Origin of the sequence: Bacillus sp. GbtcB10, assembly GCF_019091365.1 — a bacterium.
Lineage (GTDB): Bacteria > Bacillota > Bacilli > Bacillales > Bacillaceae > Bacillus > Bacillus altitudinis.
The window spans coordinates 786,032-805,261 of the sequence record NZ_JAGXJP010000002.1 but is presented as its reverse complement, the minus strand read 5'-3'; the positions used below and the strand labels follow the sequence as shown (position 1 = coordinate 805,261).

General features: G+C 39.8%; 16 protein-coding genes, 1 pseudogene and 1 riboswitch. Of the genes and pseudogenes, 10 read left to right on the top strand and 7 right to left on the bottom strand.

Translation table 11 applies throughout. From position 1 onward, the window contains the following. Nucleotides 1-317 precede the first annotated feature (317 nt). From KVT11_RS09470 to KVT11_RS09440, 7 genes and pseudogenes are all read left to right on the top strand, one after another. Nucleotides 318-2,225 (top strand): beta-glucoside-specific PTS transporter subunit IIABC, encoded by a 1,908-nt coding sequence (locus KVT11_RS09470; protein ID WP_116306500.1) that lies wholly within the window; start codon nt 318-320, stop codon nt 2,223-2,225. Beyond that, nucleotides 2,197-3,615: an aryl-phospho-beta-d-glucosidase gene (gene bglH / locus KVT11_RS09465; RefSeq protein ID WP_116306498.1), complete on the top strand. Its 1,419-nt coding sequence runs from the start codon at nt 2,197-2,199 to the stop codon at nt 3,613-3,615. The genes KVT11_RS09470 and bglH overlap by 29 nt, the downstream gene beginning before the upstream one ends. A gap of 131 nt (nt 3,616-3,746) precedes the next feature. Next, nucleotides 3,747-4,636, top strand: a pseudogene (locus KVT11_RS09460) (transposase). Nucleotides 4,637-4,901: 265 nt separating this feature from the next. Beyond that, entirely contained in the window at nt 4,902-5,336 is a 435-nt protein-coding gene (locus KVT11_RS09455; RefSeq protein WP_039165028.1) for a hypothetical protein, read from the top strand. 60 nt (nt 5,337-5,396) lie between these two features. After that, a complete protein-coding gene (locus tag KVT11_RS09450) occupies nt 5,397-6,863 on the top strand; it encodes a hypothetical protein (RefSeq protein ID WP_046526797.1) in 1,467 nt (488 codons plus the stop codon). Further along, nucleotides 6,850-7,527 (top strand): ATP-binding cassette domain-containing protein, encoded by a 678-nt coding sequence (locus tag KVT11_RS09445; RefSeq protein WP_116306496.1) that lies wholly within the window; start codon nt 6,850-6,852, stop codon nt 7,525-7,527. The genes KVT11_RS09450 and KVT11_RS09445 overlap by 14 nt, the downstream gene beginning before the upstream one ends. A gap of 167 nt (nt 7,528-7,694) precedes the next feature. Then, nucleotides 7,695-8,639 carry a hypothetical protein gene (locus tag KVT11_RS09440; RefSeq protein ID WP_008345681.1) on the top strand — a complete coding sequence of 315 codons (945 nt, stop codon included), beginning with the start codon at nt 7,695-7,697 and terminating at the stop codon, nt 8,637-8,639. Nucleotides 8,640-8,705: 66 nt separating this feature from the next. Here the strand turns inward: KVT11_RS09440 and KVT11_RS09435 are convergent, their stop codons facing one another. The 5 genes from KVT11_RS09435 to KVT11_RS21350 all read right to left on the bottom strand — a co-directional run bounded on the left by KVT11_RS09435 (nt 8,706) and on the right by KVT11_RS21350 (nt 14,858). Further along, the gene (locus tag KVT11_RS09435; protein ID WP_116306494.1) at nt 8,706-9,827 is read right to left on the bottom strand and encodes a 5-methyltetrahydropteroyltriglutamate--homocysteine S-methyltransferase; all 1,122 of its coding nucleotides are present in this window, start codon (nt 9,825-9,827) and stop codon (nt 8,706-8,708) included. Nucleotides 9,828-9,914: 87 nt separating this feature from the next. Then, nucleotides 9,915-10,027: riboswitch (SAM riboswitch) on the bottom strand. Between the two features lie 81 nt (nt 10,028-10,108). After that, on the bottom strand, nt 10,109-11,428 hold the full coding sequence (locus KVT11_RS09430) for a gluconate:H+ symporter (RefSeq protein WP_008345676.1): 1,320 nt from the start codon (nt 11,426-11,428) through the stop codon (nt 10,109-10,111). Between the two features lie 50 nt (nt 11,429-11,478). Continuing rightward, nucleotides 11,479-12,900, bottom strand: a complete 1,422-nt coding sequence (locus tag KVT11_RS09425; protein WP_025208228.1) for a four-carbon acid sugar kinase family protein — start codon at nt 12,898-12,900, stop codon at nt 11,479-11,481. Between the two features lie 6 nt (nt 12,901-12,906). Then, nucleotides 12,907-13,800, bottom strand: a complete 894-nt coding sequence (garR, locus tag KVT11_RS09420; protein ID WP_116306492.1) for a 2-hydroxy-3-oxopropionate reductase — start codon at nt 13,798-13,800, stop codon at nt 12,907-12,909. Nucleotides 13,801-14,000: 200 nt separating this feature from the next. Beyond that, complete coding sequence (locus KVT11_RS21350) at nt 14,001-14,858, bottom strand: MurR/RpiR family transcriptional regulator (protein WP_017368342.1); 858 nt, start codon at nt 14,856-14,858, stop codon at nt 14,001-14,003. Nucleotides 14,859-15,019: 161 nt separating this feature from the next. Between KVT11_RS21350 and KVT11_RS09410 the strand changes: the two genes are divergently transcribed. Beyond that, nucleotides 15,020-15,697, top strand: a complete 678-nt coding sequence (locus KVT11_RS09410; RefSeq protein ID WP_008345668.1) for a DUF3298 and DUF4163 domain-containing protein — start codon at nt 15,020-15,022, stop codon at nt 15,695-15,697. 79 nt (nt 15,698-15,776) lie between these two features. Here KVT11_RS09410 and KVT11_RS09405 read toward each other — a convergent pair whose 3' ends face one another. Both KVT11_RS09405 and pepT read right to left on the bottom strand, forming a co-directional pair. Beyond that, nucleotides 15,777-15,956 carry a hypothetical protein gene (locus KVT11_RS09405; protein ID WP_008345664.1) on the bottom strand — a complete coding sequence of 60 codons (180 nt, stop codon included), beginning with the start codon at nt 15,954-15,956 and terminating at the stop codon, nt 15,777-15,779. A 288-nt stretch (nt 15,957-16,244) separates the two neighbouring features. After that, nucleotides 16,245-17,477, bottom strand: a complete 1,233-nt coding sequence (gene pepT, locus KVT11_RS09400; protein ID WP_008345662.1) for a peptidase T — start codon at nt 17,475-17,477, stop codon at nt 16,245-16,247. Nucleotides 17,478-17,703: 226 nt separating this feature from the next. Here pepT and KVT11_RS09395 point away from each other — a divergent pair, with 226 nt between their 5' ends. Both KVT11_RS09395 and KVT11_RS09390 read left to right on the top strand, forming a co-directional pair. Then, the gene (locus KVT11_RS09395; RefSeq protein WP_019743650.1) at nt 17,704-18,027 is read left to right on the top strand and encodes a WXG100 family type VII secretion target; all 324 of its coding nucleotides are present in this window, start codon (nt 17,704-17,706) and stop codon (nt 18,025-18,027) included. A 4-nt stretch (nt 18,028-18,031) separates the two neighbouring features. Next, entirely contained in the window at nt 18,032-19,228 is a 1,197-nt protein-coding gene (locus tag KVT11_RS09390; protein WP_017358662.1) for a DUF6861 domain-containing protein, read from the top strand. Nucleotides 19,229-19,230 lie beyond the last annotated feature (2 nt).

Below are 19,230 nucleotides of genomic sequence, written 5' to 3'. Positions count from 1 at the left end.
GAAAGCGTTGACATATCAAAATTAACATGCTAATTTATAACTATAAACTCAATAACCCACAATCTTTTAGGATTGTTACTGGTCAAGCAGGCAAAACCTAAATCATTGTCCCTATCTTTGATAAGGCATGATTTAGGTTTTTTTGTATCTAAAGGCTTATAAAATTGAATAACGATCAATCGCTATGAAGGATTGTTACTGGTTAAGCAGGCAAAACCTAAATATCGATTAATGTCTGAATCGCTATTTTTCGGGCATTAATGGATGTTTAGGTTTTTTCTATATCAAGATGAAATCAACGATTGGAGGGTAACACAATGAACCACAAACAAACAGCAAAAGAAGTTCTAGAGCTTGTCGGCGGTGAAAAGAATGTTAAGCATGTCACGCACTGTATGACAAGGCTCCGCTTCAACTTATACGATGAAAGCAAAGCGGATAAAGAGAAGCTGCAATCAACAGACGGCGTCATGGGCGTGAATCAAAGCGGCGGTCAATACCATGTCATTATTGGCAACGACGTATCAAACGTCTATCAAGCAATGATTGCTGATTCTGGGTTATCAACAGATGTAAAGTCAGGCGATTCAGATGAATCATCAAAACAAAATGTGATTTCAAAACTTTTCGATTTTATCTCTGGTGTCTTCACACCGATTCTTCCAGCCATCGCTGGAGCTGGTATGATCAAAGGAATCTTGGCATTAATGCTGACGTTCCAATGGATCTCAGATAAAAGCAGCACATATGCGATTTTAACAGCTATCGGAGACGGAGCCTTTTACTTCTTACCGATTCTGCTCGCTGTAAGCGTAGCCAAAAAAATTGGCACAAATCAGTATATCGCTGCTGCCATTGCAGCAGCCGCACTGCACCCGCAGCTCACTGCTTTACTAGGTGCAGGAAATACAGAATTTCTAGGCTTGCCAGTGGTTGCCGTTGTGTACTCTTCATCGGTGATTCCAATTCTACTCACTATCTGGCTCGGCTCATATGTGGAAAGATTCGCAGAAAAATACAGTCCGAAATCACTAAAAATCATTCTTGTTCCAACAGTTACACTTCTTGTCGTGGTACCAGTTATGCTCATCGCGGTTGGACCGCTTGGTGGGATTATCGGAAATGGTCTTTCAGGTGGAATTGATTTATTGTTCAAACATGCAGGTATTTTGGCCGGACTCTTAATCGGTGGCTTTATGTCACCATTGATCATTACGGGCATGCACTATGCACTACTTCCAATCATGATCAACAACATTACATTAAACGGTTTTGACTTCATTCTTCCAATGATGTTTGTAGCGAATATGGCACAAGCAGGCGCAGCATTCGGTGTCTTCTTAAGATCAAAAAACAAAACATTCAAATCATTGGCGATGTCTACAAGTATCACTGCATTAATGGGTATTACTGAACCTGCTATGTATGGTGTGAACATGCGATTGAAAAAACCGTTCCTTGCAGCCCTCATTGGTGCAGCAGCAGGCGGCGTGTTCATGTCCATCTTCAAAGTAAAGTCGTATGTGATATCTGGATCAGCAGGTCTCCCAGGTCTTCCAACGTTCATTGGACCAACATTTGTTTACTCCATCATTGGATTAGTGATCGGCTTTGTTGTAGCAACCATCATGACACTTGTTCTAGGGTTCAAAGATGTACCAGTGAAAGATGATACAAAAGCAGACAAACCAGAAGAAAAGAAAGACACAGTAGCGCTTCAAAATGAAGTGGTACAAAGCCCGCTTGAAGGTCAACTAAAGCCGCTCAATCAAGTAAATGATGCAACATTCTCTAATGAAATCATGGGTAAAGGAACAGCCATTGTCCCAACAGTTGGACGTGTAGTAGCACCGTTCAACGGCAAAGTTGAAACCATTTTCCAAACGAAACATGCTATTGGTTTAAAGAGTGATCAAGGCACAGAGCTTCTCATCCATGTGGGGATTGATACAGTAAAACTTGGCGGTAAACATTTCACAAGTCATGTGCAGTCAGGTGATCTCGTTCAAGCAGGAGATCTGCTAGTTGAATTTGATATCAAGGGCATTCAGCAAGAAGGCTATGATGTAACAACGCCAATTATCGTCACCAACACAAATGATTATGCACAAGTTAATGCGAAAACAGATGGGGCGATTACAGTAAAAGAGGCACTGCTTACAGTCAGTGTAGAAGAAAATGAGGAGGGCATTCAACATGACGAATTTAGAAAAAACATTTCCTAAAGGTTTCTTATGGGGCGGCGCGGTAGCCGCCAACCAAATTGAAGGCGCTTATAACAAAGATGGAAAAGGCTTGTCGACAGCCGATATATCACCACACGGTATTATGCACCCATTCGATGAATCAATGAAAGACCTTAACTTATATCATGATGCGATCGACTTCTATCATCGCTACAAAGAAGATATTGCCCTGTTTGCAGAAATGGGATTCAAGTGCTTCAGACTATCCATTTCTTGGCCACGTATTTTCCCAAATGGCGACGATGCGGAACCGAATGAAGCGGGCCTCGCTTTCTATGAAAAAGTATTTGATGAACTTCATAAGCATGGAATTGAGCCAGTTGTCACGATCTCTCACTATGAAATGCCGCTTGCACTTGTGAAAAACTATGGCGGATGGAGAAACCGTAAGCTTGTGGGTCTTTATGAAACATACGCTAAAACATTGTTCACTCGCTTTAAAGATAAAGTGAAATATTGGATGACTTTTAATGAAATCAACGTTGTGTTACATGCTCCTTTCACAGGGGGCGGCCTTGTATTTGAAGAAGGCGAAGACGAGAAAAGCATTCAATATCAAGCAGCGCATCACCAATTTGTTGCAAGTGCTCTAGCTGTTAAAGCAGGACACGAAATCATTCCAGATGCGAAAATCGGTTGTATGATTGCAGCGATGACAACTTATCCGTACAGCTCAAGACCAGAAGATATGTTTGCTGCGATTGATCAAGATCGTAAAACATTGTTCTTCTCAGATGTACAGGCAAGAGGCTATTACCCTGGATACATGAAACGTTATTTCCTGGAAAATAACATCAACATTGAATTCCAAGACGGTGACGAAGACATTCTAAGAAACCATACAGTCGACTATATTGGCTTCAGCTATTATATGAGTTTTGTGACAAGTACAGATCCAGAGGTTCTTGGACAAGTTACTGGTGGCAACCTATTTGAAGGCGTGAAAAACCCTTATTTAGAAGCAAGTGATTGGGGCTGGCAAATTGATCCAAAAGGACTTCGTACAACACTAAACCAACTATATGACCGCTACCAAAAACCATTGTTTATCGTAGAAAATGGATTGGGTGCTGTGGATCAAGTAGAAGAAGACGGCTCCATTCAAGACGATTACCGAATTGATTACCTAAGAAGTCATTTGCTTGAGGCTAGAGAAGCGATCGCAGACGGCGTTGATCTGATCGGCTATACAAGCTGGGGCCCAATTGACCTTGTCAGCGCATCAACAGCTGAAATGAAAAAACGCTACGGCTTCATTTATGTCGACCGTGATAACGAAGGAAAAGGTACATTAGATAGAAAGAAAAAGAAAAGCTTTGATTGGTATAAACAAGTGATTGCGACAAATGGTGATCATTTAGATGCATAAAAAAGAAAAACTACTCATGTCTTGAGTGGTCAGGCTGTCGAGAAAATCTCGACAGCTTTATTTTTCCCTTAAAGTTTCTATCTCACCATTTATAATAGAGAAAAACCTACTAAAGGAAGGTGTTTTTTCTCATGTTTCACACTAGAAATTCTTCTCAGCACGAAGCCGAATTTGTGCTACTAGATCAACTGGTTGAAGAGGATTACCTGCTTCGTAAAATATTATAGTGAGAATAAAGGTCGTCCTTCTCTTGATCCACTTATTTTGTTCAAAATGATGTTTATCGGATACCTGTACAGTATCCATTCTGAAAGACAGCTTGAGAAAGAAATTTACTATAATATGGCATATAGATGGTTTTTAGGTTTGAACATCAATGACCTCGTTCCTCATCACTCCACCATTAGTTGGAATCGTCGTCCTCGTTTTAAAGATACAACAATTTTTCAAGACATTTTCGATGAAATTGTGCATCAAGCCATCAATCATGACGTTGTAGGAGGCCGCGTTCTTTTTACTGATTCTACTCATCTCTCAGAACTATATAAATGAATTAGAAGAAGCGGTCCAAGAAAATCGAGAGGCACACGGAAAAAAGCCCTTAAAGGAGAAAGAGGAGGTGAAAACGAAAAAAGACATTCGCCAAAGTAAGACTGATCCTGAAAGTGGCTATCTTTATCGCGAAAACAAACCGAAAAGGCAAATCAGACCCTAAAAAATGCGTATCGTGTCCTTTCCTTGAGAGCTGTACAAGATCGAAAAATCATCAAAAAGTGATCTCAAGACACGTATGGGAGGAACACAAAGAAAAGATCAGACAAAACTGTCTGTCTACCTCTGGAAAAGAGCTATATAAAAAAAGAAAAGAAAAAATAGAGCGAAGCTTTGCAGATTCAAAACAACTGCACAGGCTTCGCTACTGCCGGTTGAGCGGAAAACAAACGTGAGTGAGCAAGTGTTTCTAACAGCTACCTGTCAGAACATGAAGGAGATTGCCATACACCTAGCGAAGCTAGGCTAGGTGTGTGGAAGGCCATTTTCATTCAATCTCAACTATTATCATTACGCTGAAAATAAAAAAGCTTGAGAAAAACATGAGTTTCTCTACAAGTTGACCATTCATGTCTTGAGTGTTTTTTGGGAAATTTAACAATTATATTGAAAAGTATGATGTTTTTGTGAAAATTGTCGTAATATGTCGACTAGTAATGGTTGATGTTAATTTGTAAATATAGGATAATTATCCCTGTTGTGGAATAACTGAATTGAGAAATTTGGGGGAAAATATGTCTAAAATTAAATTTTTATATGTAGCTATTATTTTTGTAGTTGCATCATCATTATTTTATGTTCAAGATGCTCAAGCTTATAGAGCAGTGAAAACAATTTCTAAGGTAACGGCTAAAGCGGATTTACCATATTGGTCTGATCTTAAAGGTTGCGGTAAATTTAAAGCTCAAAGTCAGACAACACGTACAGGATTTAAGAAGCTTCACCACGATGTCAGTTTCTATACTGTTGGCGGAAGTGTTTCTGCTCCAGGAACGGGGGCTACAGGAAGTGCTTCAAGTAAGTCTTATAGTAAGTCAACGAAAGGTAAAATCTACACTACTTCAGGTAACGTTTGTGCAGGTGGACTAGCTATTTATTTAGGTATGTATACGACAACTGAAGTAGATCAAAATAGTAGCAGAACTTATACAGCTACAGCCAAAATCTAAATTTAAAAGTCTATTCGATTCAGTTATTCCGCATTTATTTTAATATTAGGAGAATACATCATGTATAGAATACTAATATTTATGGTCTCAATAATCTTGATTGTAACGGGTTGTAGTCAAAACGAGAATATGTCTATGCAAAGAAAGATATATAACAAAGACTTTGTACGTACTATCCACTCCTATATGAAGAGTGAGTCAGGAGGTCAAGTCTTTGAGGTCAACAGCCAACAAGAACAACCATCTGAACTAATTCATAACACACTAGTACTTTACCAAAAAACTCACGGGCGCAATAGTAAACCAGTAGAATGTAGGGAAGGAAAAAATAAATTTTTCTGTAAGGTGGCACTTTCTCAAAGTGTGAATAAAAGTAAATTTACCGAGAAAGATATCACCGGTACGGACTCCTATTTAAATCTATTCTTATTATATGATACTTTTACTAAAATAAAGGATTCGAGCGGTGTTAAACTAGTGAAAGAAACCTTCTCCAAATTGGATAAGCCGTCTCCGCAAGATAAAATAGAGTATGATTATTATCTAATCTTGACATCATATTTTCATCATAAGAAACCTTCATTTTTAGAAAAAGAAATTCAATCTAATTTGGAACAATATACAAGTCTATCTCTATTTGATTATGACGAACCTATCATTCTTTATGCATCTCTTATATTGGCGAATATGTTAAAGATAGAACCCAATGTCAAACATTTAACGAAGATTTATTTTAATGAAGATAACCAAAAAACTATTTTATTTAGAGATGAAATTACATATTGGTTTCATTTTCAAATCGTTCAGTTATTACAGGATATGAATCATAAAAAAAACAGTGAGCTTACTTTTAACATTCCTTCAAATTATAAGCCTTTTCCTTCATTATTTTACTCATTAGACTCTTTAAGGAATCTTTATCTAATGTCAAACATTTTTTCTAGTGCTGATCTTGATCAAGCAGAAGAATTTAGGAAAATTCTAACTAATAGATATGAAGGGTTACTAGAGGACACAGATCAAATAAGCAGTTATCAAAAGCAGTTTTTTGCAAAACAAATCACGAACGAATTAGGCTTACCGTTTGACGAAACACTGATTCCTAATGGCACATGTCAAAACATAGAGAACAGTAGTGAAATGTACTATTGCTTTAAGCTTAAAGGAGAAAAAGCCGATAAGAGTACTCTGCAGTGGAGCGATTCAGATGATTTATTAACAGCACTTATGAAATATGATATTGTAGATATTAGTCAAGAAGATAAGAATAAATTGGTAGATATGTTTAATGAAGTTATTTCGTATCAAGGAGATAATTATCACATTATTCTCAATCTATATACGGACCTTTTATTAAACTATAATCTGGATGTGCCAAAAGTTCAAATTAAGAAAAAAATTAAAGCCTCGCAATGTGGCTTAGGTTATTGCACATCTAAAGGAAGTTACGATTTTGAATTGGGTGTTTATGGAAATAACACACTTAATTTATTAGAGGGGATTGAGATGGCAAGTGAACTTAGATAATAAGGAAGATGCGTCGATTTTAAAGGTCGACCACCTTGGTTTTCAATATGGGAATGCAATCATCTTAAAAAATTTGTCTTTACATATTCAAGGCTCTGGCCTTTATGCCCTTCATGGAGAAAGTGGTAGTGGGAAGACGACATTTATTAATATTATTGCATTGATTCAAAAACCGAGTACTGGGAAGATGACGTTGTTCAATCAGCCCATTGATTTTACAAATCAAGAACAGATTGATAATTACCGCAAAAAAATCGCCTATTTTTTTCAGGATTTGAACTTGATTGAGTCTTTAACTGTCAGAGAAAATCTACACGTTATCTCATTAATTAACGAACAAGAAATCTCAAATGAAAGATTAGTGGAACAGGCTGCGAAGCTCAAAATGAGCGAGAAAATTGATGTCACAGTGAGCAACTTATCAGGGGGAGAAAGGCAGCGCGCGGCTTTTTTGAAAATCATGCTGTTTGATTATTCATTGATTCTATTAGATGAACCAACAAATAACCTTGATAAAGATAATATTCAGATGATGCTTGGTATGTTATCTGAATTGAAGAAAACGAGGACCATTTTAGTCGTTACACATTCTGATACCGTAGTGCAACATGCTGATGTCGTCCTTCGATTTGAAGACTTGAATAAAAAGGACCAATCCATATGAAAACAACATTCGTCTTTGAGTATTTAAAAAAGAAACATCGACCGACCCTGAGAAAATTAGCTGTTTTGAATTTTGTTTTACTGATGTTAATCTTTTTCTCCATATTTACTATCTTGATTTCTGCCGATAATATTTATAAAAACGTATTGACTAATGATCGTCTATCAATGGTTTTAATTAATGGATATTCGAAAACTGGTGAGTATCAGTACGATACAGATAAAATTAAGCGTATGCCGAATGTCAAAGACATTGTCTATGAATATGACGTCTCGTTATCTATTGAAGCAAATGGAGAAACGGATATATTGTCGGCTTTATCATTCAATCCGACAACAAAAGAGGCTGTGAGTTATGAAGGAGATCTAAAAGAAAACACTATCCTGCTTCCAGAAAGATTTAAAGGTAAAAAAATAAAAGTTTTTGATGGTGAAGTGGAACCATTAAAAGCGAATATTGATTACTACAAAGGAGAAGGGAACTATTTCTTAAAAGATTACAGTTACTTATCACCTGATCTGTATAAAAAGCTAAGTAATCAAATTAAGATTGGTGAGAACTACGATGGTGTTAGAACACTCATTGTTAATTTAAATAAAACCGAGGATATTTATGAATTTGTGAACCAGTTTGATCGAATGTTTGATGAAGAAGATGTTTTTGTATACTATCAAGCGCAAGGGCTAGAGAAACTAGTTGCTAATTCAAAATTGTCATTTTTACTGCTTGTCGTATTTCAGATCATTTTATTTGTGGTGATTACTTTTATTTATCGAGGTCAGATGCATACACTGATTAGTATTTTGAATCGAGATTTGTTGTCCTTGTATTTAAATGGGATGTCATCAAAGGATATGATCAAGCAATTCTATCGTAGTATAGATAAGATGAACCTAAAAGTGTATATTGTTGCGTTACTATTCATTGCTGTCTTGGGTGCTTTCCTGCTAGGACAATTACCGGGAGAGATCATTCTATGGATTGGTGGAACAGCTGTTGGACTTCTACTTGTCTTGGTTCTATTAAATAAATGGTTTGTGCGATACATTATCACAAAACGTATGAAGAAAGAACTGTCACAAGAAAATATCGTATCAAGATTACGTAACTAAAAAAGAACTGCTAATTGGCAGTTCTTTTTTTAACAACTAGGCTTTGAGAGCTTAGAACTAGATGTGTTATTTCCACACTTGATCCGCAATCTCAATCACATGACGCAGCTTTTCCCATTGCTGCTCTTCTGTTAACAAATTGCCTTCCTCTGTTGAGGCGAATCCGCATTGTGGGCTCAAACAGATTTGGTTGATGTCCACATATTGAGCTGCTTCCTCGATTCTTCTTTTGATCTGATCAACGGGTTCAAGTTCCCCATACTTTGAAGTGACAAGACCTAGTACGATTTGAAGGTTTGGATTTTTCACATAACGAAGGGGTTCGAATCCGCCAGAACGGTCATCGTCGAATTCTAAGAAGAGACCATCCAAATCGAGACCCGCAAAAATCGTTTCTGCTGCTGCTTCATATCCGCCTTCAGCTGCCCACGTCGATTTAAAGTTACCACGGCAAATGTGCATAGTGATCACCAAATCCTCTGGTCGATCGGCAACCGCTTCATTGATTGTTTTCGCAAACGATTCACGCAGTTCATCTTCCTCGCGGCCAAAAGCTTTGATTTGTTCATGTCCTTTTTCAGAAAAGAACACAGCCCAAGCTGTATCATCTAGCTGTAAGTAACGGCAGCCTGCATCATAAAAAGCACGGATGGCTTTTTTATAAGCTTGTGCCACGTCATGGTGAAAATCATCTAAGCTGTCGTACACACCTTCTTCAAGCTTTCCACGGAAAAAGAGCATATTCGGACTTGGAATTGTCATTTTAGCCGTATGATCATCCGCGATGCTGTGAAGGAAGCGATAATCCTCTAGCATTGGATGATCAGTAAAATCAATCTTACCTGTTACTTTGATGCCTCTCGCTTTTGTCGTCGTATTGTGGAATTGAATGCCTTGGTCTGCTTCAAATCCTTCGACCCCATCAAGCCCTTCTAGAAAGTCAAAATGCCACCATGCACGTCTGAATTCTCCATCTGTGACAACCTCTAATCCAATTTCCTTTTGCTTCTCTACAATACGAGTGATTTCTTCGTTTTCAATTTGTCTGAGCTGTTCTGCTGTCAGTGTACCGTCTGCCTTTTGCTTACGAGCTTCTTTGATGCGTTCAGAACGAAGTAAACTCCCTACTTGATCTGCGCGAAATGGCGGCTTTGTTGTTTTCTTACCAATGGTTTGTACTTGTGTCATGCTGAATCCCTTCTTTCTGCAGGTTATAAATCAAATAAAAAAGCTCTTCCTTAGATAAGGAAGAGCATCATATACTGTGAGATCTCTGCCTTATCTTCAAACAAGCATCAGCTTGCTTAAGGAATTAGCACCATTCTGTTCCTAGGAACAGCGGTTGCCGGGTTTCACAGGGCCAGTCCCTCCACCACTCTTAATAAGGTTACCTTTGATTCAATTTTCTTAATAAACACAATTATTCAATCTTTTCGAGAAAAAGTCAATGGTTTTTCCTATTTATTTTCCTACATAAACAAATCAGCGACGAGAACACCGGCTAATCCAACAAGTGATAGAACAGTCACCATTAATGTCCAAGTTTTAAAAGTTTGAGCCATCGACAAATTAAAGTATTCTTTGTAAATCCAGAAACCTGCATCATTCACGTGAGAGAATGTTATACTGCCGGCGCCTGTTGCAATCACCATTAATTCTGGGCTGACTCCCGTCAAACCAATCAGCGGTGCAGAAATGCCAGCTGCTGTGAGACCCGCGACAGTCGCTGACCCTAAAGAGACACGTAGGACAGCTGCAATCAGCCAAGTGAGGAGCAGAGGAGACAGTGTGCTTCCTTGCATAATCCCTGCAATGTATTGATCAACACCGCTGTCAATGAGCACCTGTTTAAAGGCGCCGCCGCCTGCAATGATCAATAGAATCATCGCAATGGAGCCAATTGAATCCGTAATCGACTTCATGACGTCCTGCATGCTCTTTCCTCTGCCAAGACCAAATGTGTAGATGGCAAGTAGCACAGAGATTAATAGGGCAATCGCCGGCTCACCTAAAAACTCAGCCGCCGGTAGCAGCGGGGAGGACGGGAAGAAAATTTCTAAACATGCTCTGAATGTCATGAGCAATACAGGTAAAATAGCGGTGAAAATACTAATGCCGAAGCTTGGCATTTCCTCTTCTGTAAATTCCTTTGGATTAAACAAGTCCTTTGGAATGTGTGCATGCAGTTGATCTTTCTTAAATAGTTTCGTAAACAAAAGTCCGCCTACTAAAACAGCAGGAATGGCTAAAATAATTCCAACCAATAAGGTTTGTCCCATGTTGGCTTGAAATACATTGGCAATGGCTGTCGGCCCTGGGTGAGGAGGGAGAAAGCCATGTGTTGTAATGAGTGCAGCGACGAGCGGCATTCCCACATACAACACAGGGAGTCTTGCGGCTTGAGCAATGGTAAAGACTAATGGAATAAGAATAATGAATCCGGTTTCATAAAATAGAGCAATTCCGATAACAAATCCAGTCAGCATCGTCGCCCATTGAATTTTCCCGATACCAAAGCGGTCGATGAGTGTCATGGCAATACGCTGAGCACCGCCAGAATCAGCCATCAATTTACCAAGCATCGCTCCAAAGCCAAGAACCAACGCCAGATGGCCGAGTGTACTTCCAAGCCCTTTTTCGACTGAAGCAATCGCTTCAAGTGGTGACATGCCTTCTAAAACGGCAACGATTAAAGAGACAATAATCAACGAAATGAAAGCGTTTAACTTAAAGACAACCATGAGTAAAAGTAATAACAAAACGCCAAGTCCGATAAAAACTAACGACATGATCTTTCCTCCTTTGTGCTGCATAAGGGAGCGTGAACGCTCCCTCTGCTTTATCCTTCAAGTATGTCTACTGCTTCTTTTAACGTATCCTTTGAGCCAACATTTCCCGGGAAAATCACATAAGACATGAATGGGAATTTACTTTCTTCTCCTGTTTGCCAAACGGGAATACCTGGTCTGATTTGACCTGCGACAGTCGCACGTTTGACGCTGAGTCCTCTTGTTCCAATATCACTTGAGGTGATTCCACCTTTGGCAATGAGGTACTTAGGGCGAATGGAGAGGCGCTGAACAATGCTTGTCACAGCATCACTAATCTGAACAGACAGCTTCAATTCTTCCTCTTGACGATCGTCCCCAAGATCAAGCCGTTCTCTCCTTGTATAAACAGCAACCGATTGCCCGGTTGTTAAAAGCCTTTCAGTTTGTTGAATCACGCGGTCCATTTCCTCTTGAAATGCTTCAGGTTCTAACACGAGGTGTGTATCAAATTCAATAAATGCGATGTCTTCATTTTGCTGCAGCGCTCGCAATTGTTCGGTTGTTTTTTTGACATGGGAACCGACCATGATGAGGCCACCGTGCCTGCTTTCTTCCTGTATTAAGTCTTGTCTAGTTAATAGAGCTTGATCCTCAATGCCGCCAAGCACTTTTGTGAGAGCGGCCGCACTTCTGAATAGAAAGTGCTGACCTGCTTTGATGGCATCTATGAGGGCAACGACAAAGACTTTGACATCGTCATAGTCCACTGCATTTACAACTACTTTTTGAAAATCCTTCACGGTCATCAGCTGATCCTTGATTTGTTCAATACGTAAAGCCCGGATATCTTCTAAAGAAATATAAGTAGTGTTTTCTTTAGTGAACGATCCGTTTGATTTCTCTTCGATCCATTCTCCGAGGTGAGAAGATTGAAATCCGAATGTACGATCCAATGCAAATTCTGTGTCACCAGCAGGAATTAATTCGTGACCTTCCTGTACGTAGTGAATATTGCCAATCGTAAAGCGGCCGCCTTCTTTAAAAAAGGGAAGAAGAATTTCGCCGTCAAATTGGCGGGAGCTTTGCTGTTCAATGGTCGTTCTGAGAATTTCAGTCTCTAGCGGGAAGTGTCCACGCAGGGTGGAATCCCCCCGGCTGACAATGATGAAATCTTGATCAAGCTGTTCAGCCGTTTTCACAATCGTTGATGCGATCGTTTCATGAAGAACCGCCGTTTCTTTCTCTGTCATACTGCGAGAGTTGGTTAAGATAAAGAACATACGGCTGTCTTCAAGAAAACCAGCTTCAATGCTTTTCTCTGACCAATCGGTGAAAACAGAGACGCCGTGTACGGTTTGAATGCCTGTTGGGTCATCGTCTAATACAATCACTTTATGGTGGAAATGGTTTAGTGCTTGTTCGTATGCTGATTGAATGCGGTCTGAATCCGCTTTCGGAATGGCATTTAGTAATTCAATGCTTTGTTTCATAGAACCTCATCCTTTCTTCACTTCAACATGAGCCATTTTTTCGTAATATTGAACGATTCCGCCATGATCAAGTCCAGATTTTCCGTCAGCTTTAAGGGCGTGGAAGATTTCTAGCAGCTGACTAGAAAGCGGGAGAGGAACGCCGATATCATGGGCGGTTTCCATGACATTGGTTAAATCCTTTAAGTTGATGTCAATACGTCCACCAGGCTCAAAGTTTCGTTCTAAAATGAGGGGAACCTTCGCATCGAGGACAGCACTTCCTGCCAGTCCACCTCGGATGGCTTCATACATTTTATCAATCGCAATGCCAGACTTAGCGGCAAGGATGAGTGCCTCGGACATGGCAGCGATATTTAAGTTGACTATGATTTGATTCGCAAGCTTAGCGGTTGTCCCGCTTCCATTTGATCCAACTAATACGACATCTGTGCCCATCGCATAGAGGACATCCTTTACTTGTTCAAAGATCTCTTCTTCTCCGCCCGCCATAATCGCAAGTGTCCCGTCTATCGCCTTTGGCTCTCCGCCACTGACAGGAGCATCGATAAATTCGATCTGATGCTGTTTTGCCAGTGCCGCTAATGCTCTAGAAGTAACAGGTGAAATAGAGCTCATATCTATAATGATCGTGCCAGGTTTTGCTGCAGCCAATATGCCTTGTTCACCTGCTACGACTGCTTCTACATGCTCACCTTTTGGAAGCATCGTGATGATGATATCGCTTTCATATGCTGCCTCAGCAGCTGATGCAGCGGCATTTGCGCCCACTTCTTTTAATGCTAGAACAGCTTCTGTATGAATATCGAAAACAGTCACAGTATGACCGGCTTTTAATAGATTGAGTGCCATAGGTTTCCCCATAATGCCTAATCCAATGAATCCAATTTTTTTTGCCATTTTGTCCGCCTCCTATTTAGAAACCCCTTACAAAAAGCGCTTTCTTTTCTTTTTGTTAGTATATATACTATCTTTTTAATTTAATAGTAGGAAATAAACTATTGTTCATTTAATGTACATGACGAAATAGGAATGTGTCAACGGAAAATATGAGAAAAGTCACAAAAAAAAGACCGGAAACAGCTCCGGTCTATTGTCGATTATGTTTTATTTTTAGCTACAGCTAATCGAGAACGTTTGACGTTGTCGATCGCATTTGATCCTAATTCTAAAACAGCTGCGACATACAAAACATCAATAATCACAAGCTGATTAATACGAGAAATCATTGAGTCAGAACGATAGGTTGTTTCTCTCGATGAACTGAGCAGATGAAAGTCAGATTTCTTGGCGAGCTCTGATTTCGGATAGCTCGTAATCGAGGCGACCGTTGCACCTTTTTCCTTTGCAAATTGTACGGCATCAAGGATTTCTCTACTTTCCCCTGAATGTGAGATCGCGACGATAAAATCATGTTCTGTTGCATGTGTTGCAATCATATTCATCATATGAGGATCGCTGCATAGACTCACTTCAAAGCCAAGCTGGAGAAACTTATGATAGGCATCTCCGGCAATAAAACTGGAGGCACCTGCTCCAAAGAAGACGGTTTTATGAGCCTGTTTCATTTGCTCAATAAATTGTGTCACAGCTTGGTCTTCTAAAATATGTTTCATATCCTGAATAGAGTTGGTTGTTAACTCTATGACCTTATGTTTAATATCTGCGACACTATCAGATGCTTCGATCTCACCGTATATGGATTGAGGCGTATTGGTCGCAATATCCTGCGCGACATGGACACGAAACACTTGATAGGACTCATAGCCAATTTTTCGCAGAAAACGAAAGATCGTCGTTTCACTTGTGTTGCATTCAGCAGCGAGTGCACTAATCGAATGAAGCACAACTTTCTGAGGGTTTTGTAAAATGTAATTGGCAATCTTTTTCTGGGTAGGGGACAAACTATGAAATGTTGTCCGGATATGACTAAAAATATTCTCTTCTATGATAAACACCACACTTCATCTAACATTCTATCTTAAGCATACAGGAACTTATGAAAACGGTAAACAAACCTCACATGAAAAATAAAGAATAATATGGAAGAAAACACTTCTTTTGGTTCTTTTGTCATGGTATACTCAATTGGTAATAGACAAAAATGGGGGTTTTTACTATGACAATGAAAAAAGGCCTAACGATCAGCCTGCTCATTTTTTCGCTGATTGTTTCGTTGTTTGCGCCAGTTGGATCTGCGGATGCCAAACAAGTGAAAAAAGCAAAAGTAAGTACACACTATTATAAAAAGAAAAAAACGTTTAAATATGCACAGGTGAAAAACCTTAGTAAAGCGCATATGAAAACCATCAATCGTGATTTAAAAGAAGATATTGCATTCTCTTATTCTACGTACTTGTTCTTAAAGGACGAAGCGAAAAAGGAAGGCTACGGGAAGGTCACGTATGAGAGAACGTATGAAACGAAATTTAACAATGGTAAGAAACTGAGTATCTTAAACTATGATTACATGTATAACGGTGGAGCGCATGGGGATACGATGGTTACGAGCATGAACTATGTGTTAACAAAGAAAAAAACAAAGCAACTGTACTTTACAGATGTGGTGAAAACAAAGAAAAAGCGTACAAAAGTAAGAGATTATATCTATAACTACACAAAGAAGCATAAAAGTAAATTCTATGCGAATCTGAAAAAAAGCGATATTCAAATCGGCTACGACACGCAGTACTACTTCACGAAAAAGGGAATCGCTGTTGTCTTCCAGCCATATGAAATTTCACCGTACTATGTAGGAATTCCTATGATTCAAGTACCTGCGAAGGTGTATAAATAAACAAGAGAAACGGCCATGAATTTGGTCGTTTTTTTATACATAAAAAGAGCCCCTAGTGATGAGGCTCTTCTTTTTACATTTATACTTGTTTGGGTGCATCGTTTAGTGGGTGACGGCGTTTGCCGTTGTAGTGGCGGCGCATACGAAAGATTTCAAACTCCGAAAGCTCTGCGCTTTTTCGTTTTTGGGTGCGGTTATCTTTTTTGAAAGAGAATAGTAAGTAGCAGCAAAGTGAAGCGATAATCAATAAAATCATCATATGACATTCCTCCAATTCATCCTATTCTTTAAGTGTAGACAGGGTGAGTGATGTTTATAACTGAAAATAGTTAGCAAATAGCGTTTAGTTCTAAAGGTTTATTCTGGCTGCTTTTTTAGGTCTAAAATACTGGTTGTTTTTAACTATTATATTTCCAGTTATTTCACTCGTCAAGAAGAATTTTTCTGGGGTTGTCTCTATTAGTACGATTAAGTGTCATAAAAGTTTCAGAAAATTGTAAACTTTTATTAAAAAACCGTTCCCGAACAGGAACGGTTGTAAACATGTTTATGCTTTTTCTTCAAATAAACGTGCAATTTCCACGATCACTTCTGACGCTTTCAGCATGTTCTCTACAGAGATGAATTCATATTTACCATGGAAGTTTTCCCCGCCAGTAAAGATGTTTGGCGTTGGAAGTCCTTTATATGAAAGCTGTGAGCCATCTGTACCGCCGCGGATTGGTTCAATGACAGGTGTCACTGAGCGGTTTTCCATGGCTTCATGAGCGATGTCTACGATATGTTTAACTGGCTCAATTTTTTCTCTCATATTGTAATATTGATCCTGAATGCTAAGGGTGATGCTGTTTTCGCCGTAGACTGCTTTTAAGTCGTTTGCGATTTTTTCAAATAGTGCTTTGCGCTTGTTGAATTTCTCTTTATCAAAATCACGAATAATATATTGCAACTCTGCTTCTTCTACTTCTCCTACAAATCTTGTGAGGTGGAAAAAGCCTTCGTATCCTTCTGTGTATTCTGGAGATTCATCTGAAGGAAGTTTGTTGTGAAAGAGCATGCCGATCTTTGCAGCACTGACCATTTTGTCTTTTGCTGTCCCTGGATGGACGTTGTTTCCTTTAATTGATACTTTTGCACCTGCGGCGTTGAAGCTTTCATATTGAAGCTCTCCTAGCGGGCCACCGTCAATCGTATAAGCATAGGAAGCGCCAAAGGCATCAACATCGAATTTGTGAGGTCCTCTGCCGATCTCTTCATCTGGTGTGAAGGCGACACGAATTTTTCCATGCTTGATTTCTGGATGCTCAATCAGGTAATGCATGGCGGTCATAATTTCTGCGATACCAGCTTTGTTATCTGCACCGAGCAGGGTCGTGCCATCAGTCGTGATGAGCGTATGTCCTTGGTATTTTTGTAAATTTGGAAACTGTGCTGGAGATAATACGATATGTAGATCTTCGTTTAACGTGATGTCCCCGCCTTGATAGTTCTCGTGAATCTGCGGTTTCACGTTCTTGCCAGTGAAGTCAGTGGCTGTGTCGATATGAGCCAGGAAGCCAATGGTTGGCACTTCTTTGTCTGTGTTAGATGGGATCGTGCCCATGACATAACCGTTTTCATCCATTGTCACTTCTTGAATGCCGATGGATTTCATCTCTTCAACTAGCTGCCTTGCTAGGTTTAGCTGTCCTTCAGTGGATGGGCAGCTCTCTATGTCTGCATCAGACTGTGTATCCACTTTTACATAACTTGTGAATCGCTGGATCATTTCCTCTTTCATCAATACGTCACTCCTTTTGTAGAATATGTTCATTTTATCATGTCTTGAATGCGCTTCATAACAAGAAAGGCTTTCTCTGACAATTAGAGAGGAAAAAGACCTACTTTTATTTTGTGATGTGCTGAATGGTTCTTTAGGGTGATTTTTTTGGGTGTCTTTTTATTTATAATGAGGACATATAAAATCATCCATTTGTACGTTAATTTGGGAGAAAGGGGTGCGAAAGTTGGATTCTAGTCAAACACTTGCACTCGCTCAAAAGTTCCAGGAAGCCGCTGATGGCATTCGGCAGTCGAAGCAGCTGCTTGAGAATCGGCTGAAGGCAGTTGGATCAGGCTGGCAAGGGGAAGCAAGAGATAAATTTGATCAAAGCTTTGAGGAAACAGCGGTACGCTATGATCAATTTGAAAAGGACTTGCTTGAAACAAGTCAGGAACTGCGGGATGCTGCTGTCAAAATCGAGGAACGTAAAGCTGAAATCGCCAGAATGGAAGAGCTTGAGCGAAAAAGGCGAGAAGAACGGAGAGAAAGAAACCGAGAAGGGAGATGATGTGATGGCACGTGACATTGTAGTAGATCCAGATCAGCTGACAGGGCTGGCGAATGATTTTGTAGGAGAGCTTTCGGCCATCGAAACAAAGCACCACGATTTACATAGTGAACTGGATGGCCTCATCCTAGGCTGTGATCCCCGTTATCGAAGCTGTTTTTCTGGTGTAGGAGATGCATGGGGTTCTGGACAAGCCTTAATGAGCAAATTGAGCAGTGACGACATTGCCATTCGTCATGCAACGGATAAAATGGTCGAAGCTGATGATATTTTAAGGAAAATGTACAGTCTGTATGATCAATATGGTACACTCACGAGCCTAGCTGGTATTGTGATGATGCAGGCAAAATACTATGGGCTTGGAATGACGACTTTTATTAAAGAAAATGGCCGATATGCTGCGCAGCATTCAAAGCTCCTTCTTGATGTGACCGGACGGGTAGAAGGTACGAGATTTGACCGGTTGGCAAGGATTTGGCTGAGCAAAAAAGAATTATTAAAACGATCGAATTGGTCGATGGCTGACCTGGTCCATAAGAAATTTACGAAATTTTATCCTAGTGATACAGTTGCGTTCACGAACAGTGTACGTGATTTCACAAAAGGGAGTATCAATTGGAAGGACACAGCTGGCATCAAGTCTGTTCTGAAAAATGGTGCAAGGTTTGCGAAAGGAAATGCCATCATTGCAACGGTCGTCACGGGTGCAACAGAAACGGTAGGCTGCGGTCTGAAAATTGCGGAGAACTATGCGGAATTTGGGGATCAGCCTGAAGTTCTCAAGCGTGAAAATGCAAAGGCTGTTGGAAATGCAGTGAATAATACGGTCTTTATTGCAGGCGGATCTGTTGCAGGTGCCGTTGTGGGTGGCGCTCTTGGAAGCTTTGCAGGACCGATTGGAACAGTCGTTGGCGGTGCGATAGGATCAGCAGTAGGTGGCTTTATTGGTGAAAAAGTCGCCAAGCTTACTTCTGGTTTTGCAGAACAGGTCGCAGTGAAATTAAAAGACCCAATTCATGCGGTTGTCGATAAAGGAAAAAAAGCATTTGAACTTGCAGGTCAAGGTGTTAAAGCAGTCAATGACACCATTGATCAAGCAAATCAGGTGATACATAAAGGAATAGAAAAAACAAAAGAAACCGCAGATTCGCTGTTGAAAGGTGCAGGTGATTTCTTGAAGGGCGCATTTTCTTTTGGATAAGG

Coding starts and splice junctions, on each gene's coding strand:
- KVT11_RS09430 (WP_008345676.1), bottom strand. CDS start 11,428: ATGTCGTTAGTTTTTATCGGACTTGGCGTTTTGTTATTACTTTTACTC.
- KVT11_RS09455 (WP_039165028.1), top strand. CDS start 4,902: ATGTCTAAAATTAAATTTTTATATGTAGCTATTATTTTTGTAGTTGCA.
- KVT11_RS09470 (WP_116306500.1), top strand. CDS start 318: ATGAACCACAAACAAACAGCAAAAGAAGTTCTAGAGCTTGTCGGCGGT.
- KVT11_RS09435 (WP_116306494.1), bottom strand. CDS start 9,827: ATGACACAAGTACAAACCATTGGTAAGAAAACAACAAAGCCGCCATTT.
- KVT11_RS09405 (WP_008345664.1), bottom strand. CDS start 15,956: ATGATGATTTTATTGATTATCGCTTCACTTTGCTGCTACTTACTATTC.
- KVT11_RS09440 (WP_008345681.1), top strand. CDS start 7,695: ATGGTTTTAATTAATGGATATTCGAAAACTGGTGAGTATCAGTACGAT.
- KVT11_RS09410 (WP_008345668.1), top strand. CDS start 15,020: ATGACAATGAAAAAAGGCCTAACGATCAGCCTGCTCATTTTTTCGCTG.
- bglH (WP_116306498.1), top strand. CDS start 2,197: ATGACGAATTTAGAAAAAACATTTCCTAAAGGTTTCTTATGGGGCGGC.
- garR (WP_116306492.1), bottom strand. CDS start 13,800: ATGGCAAAAAAAATTGGATTCATTGGATTAGGCATTATGGGGAAACCT.
- KVT11_RS09390 (WP_017358662.1), top strand. CDS start 18,032: ATGGCACGTGACATTGTAGTAGATCCAGATCAGCTGACAGGGCTGGCG.
- KVT11_RS09450 (WP_046526797.1), top strand. CDS start 5,397: ATGTATAGAATACTAATATTTATGGTCTCAATAATCTTGATTGTAACG.
- pepT (WP_008345662.1), bottom strand. CDS start 17,477: ATGAAAGAGGAAATGATCCAGCGATTCACAAGTTATGTAAAAGTGGAT.
- KVT11_RS09425 (WP_025208228.1), bottom strand. CDS start 12,900: ATGAAACAAAGCATTGAATTACTAAATGCCATTCCGAAAGCGGATTCA.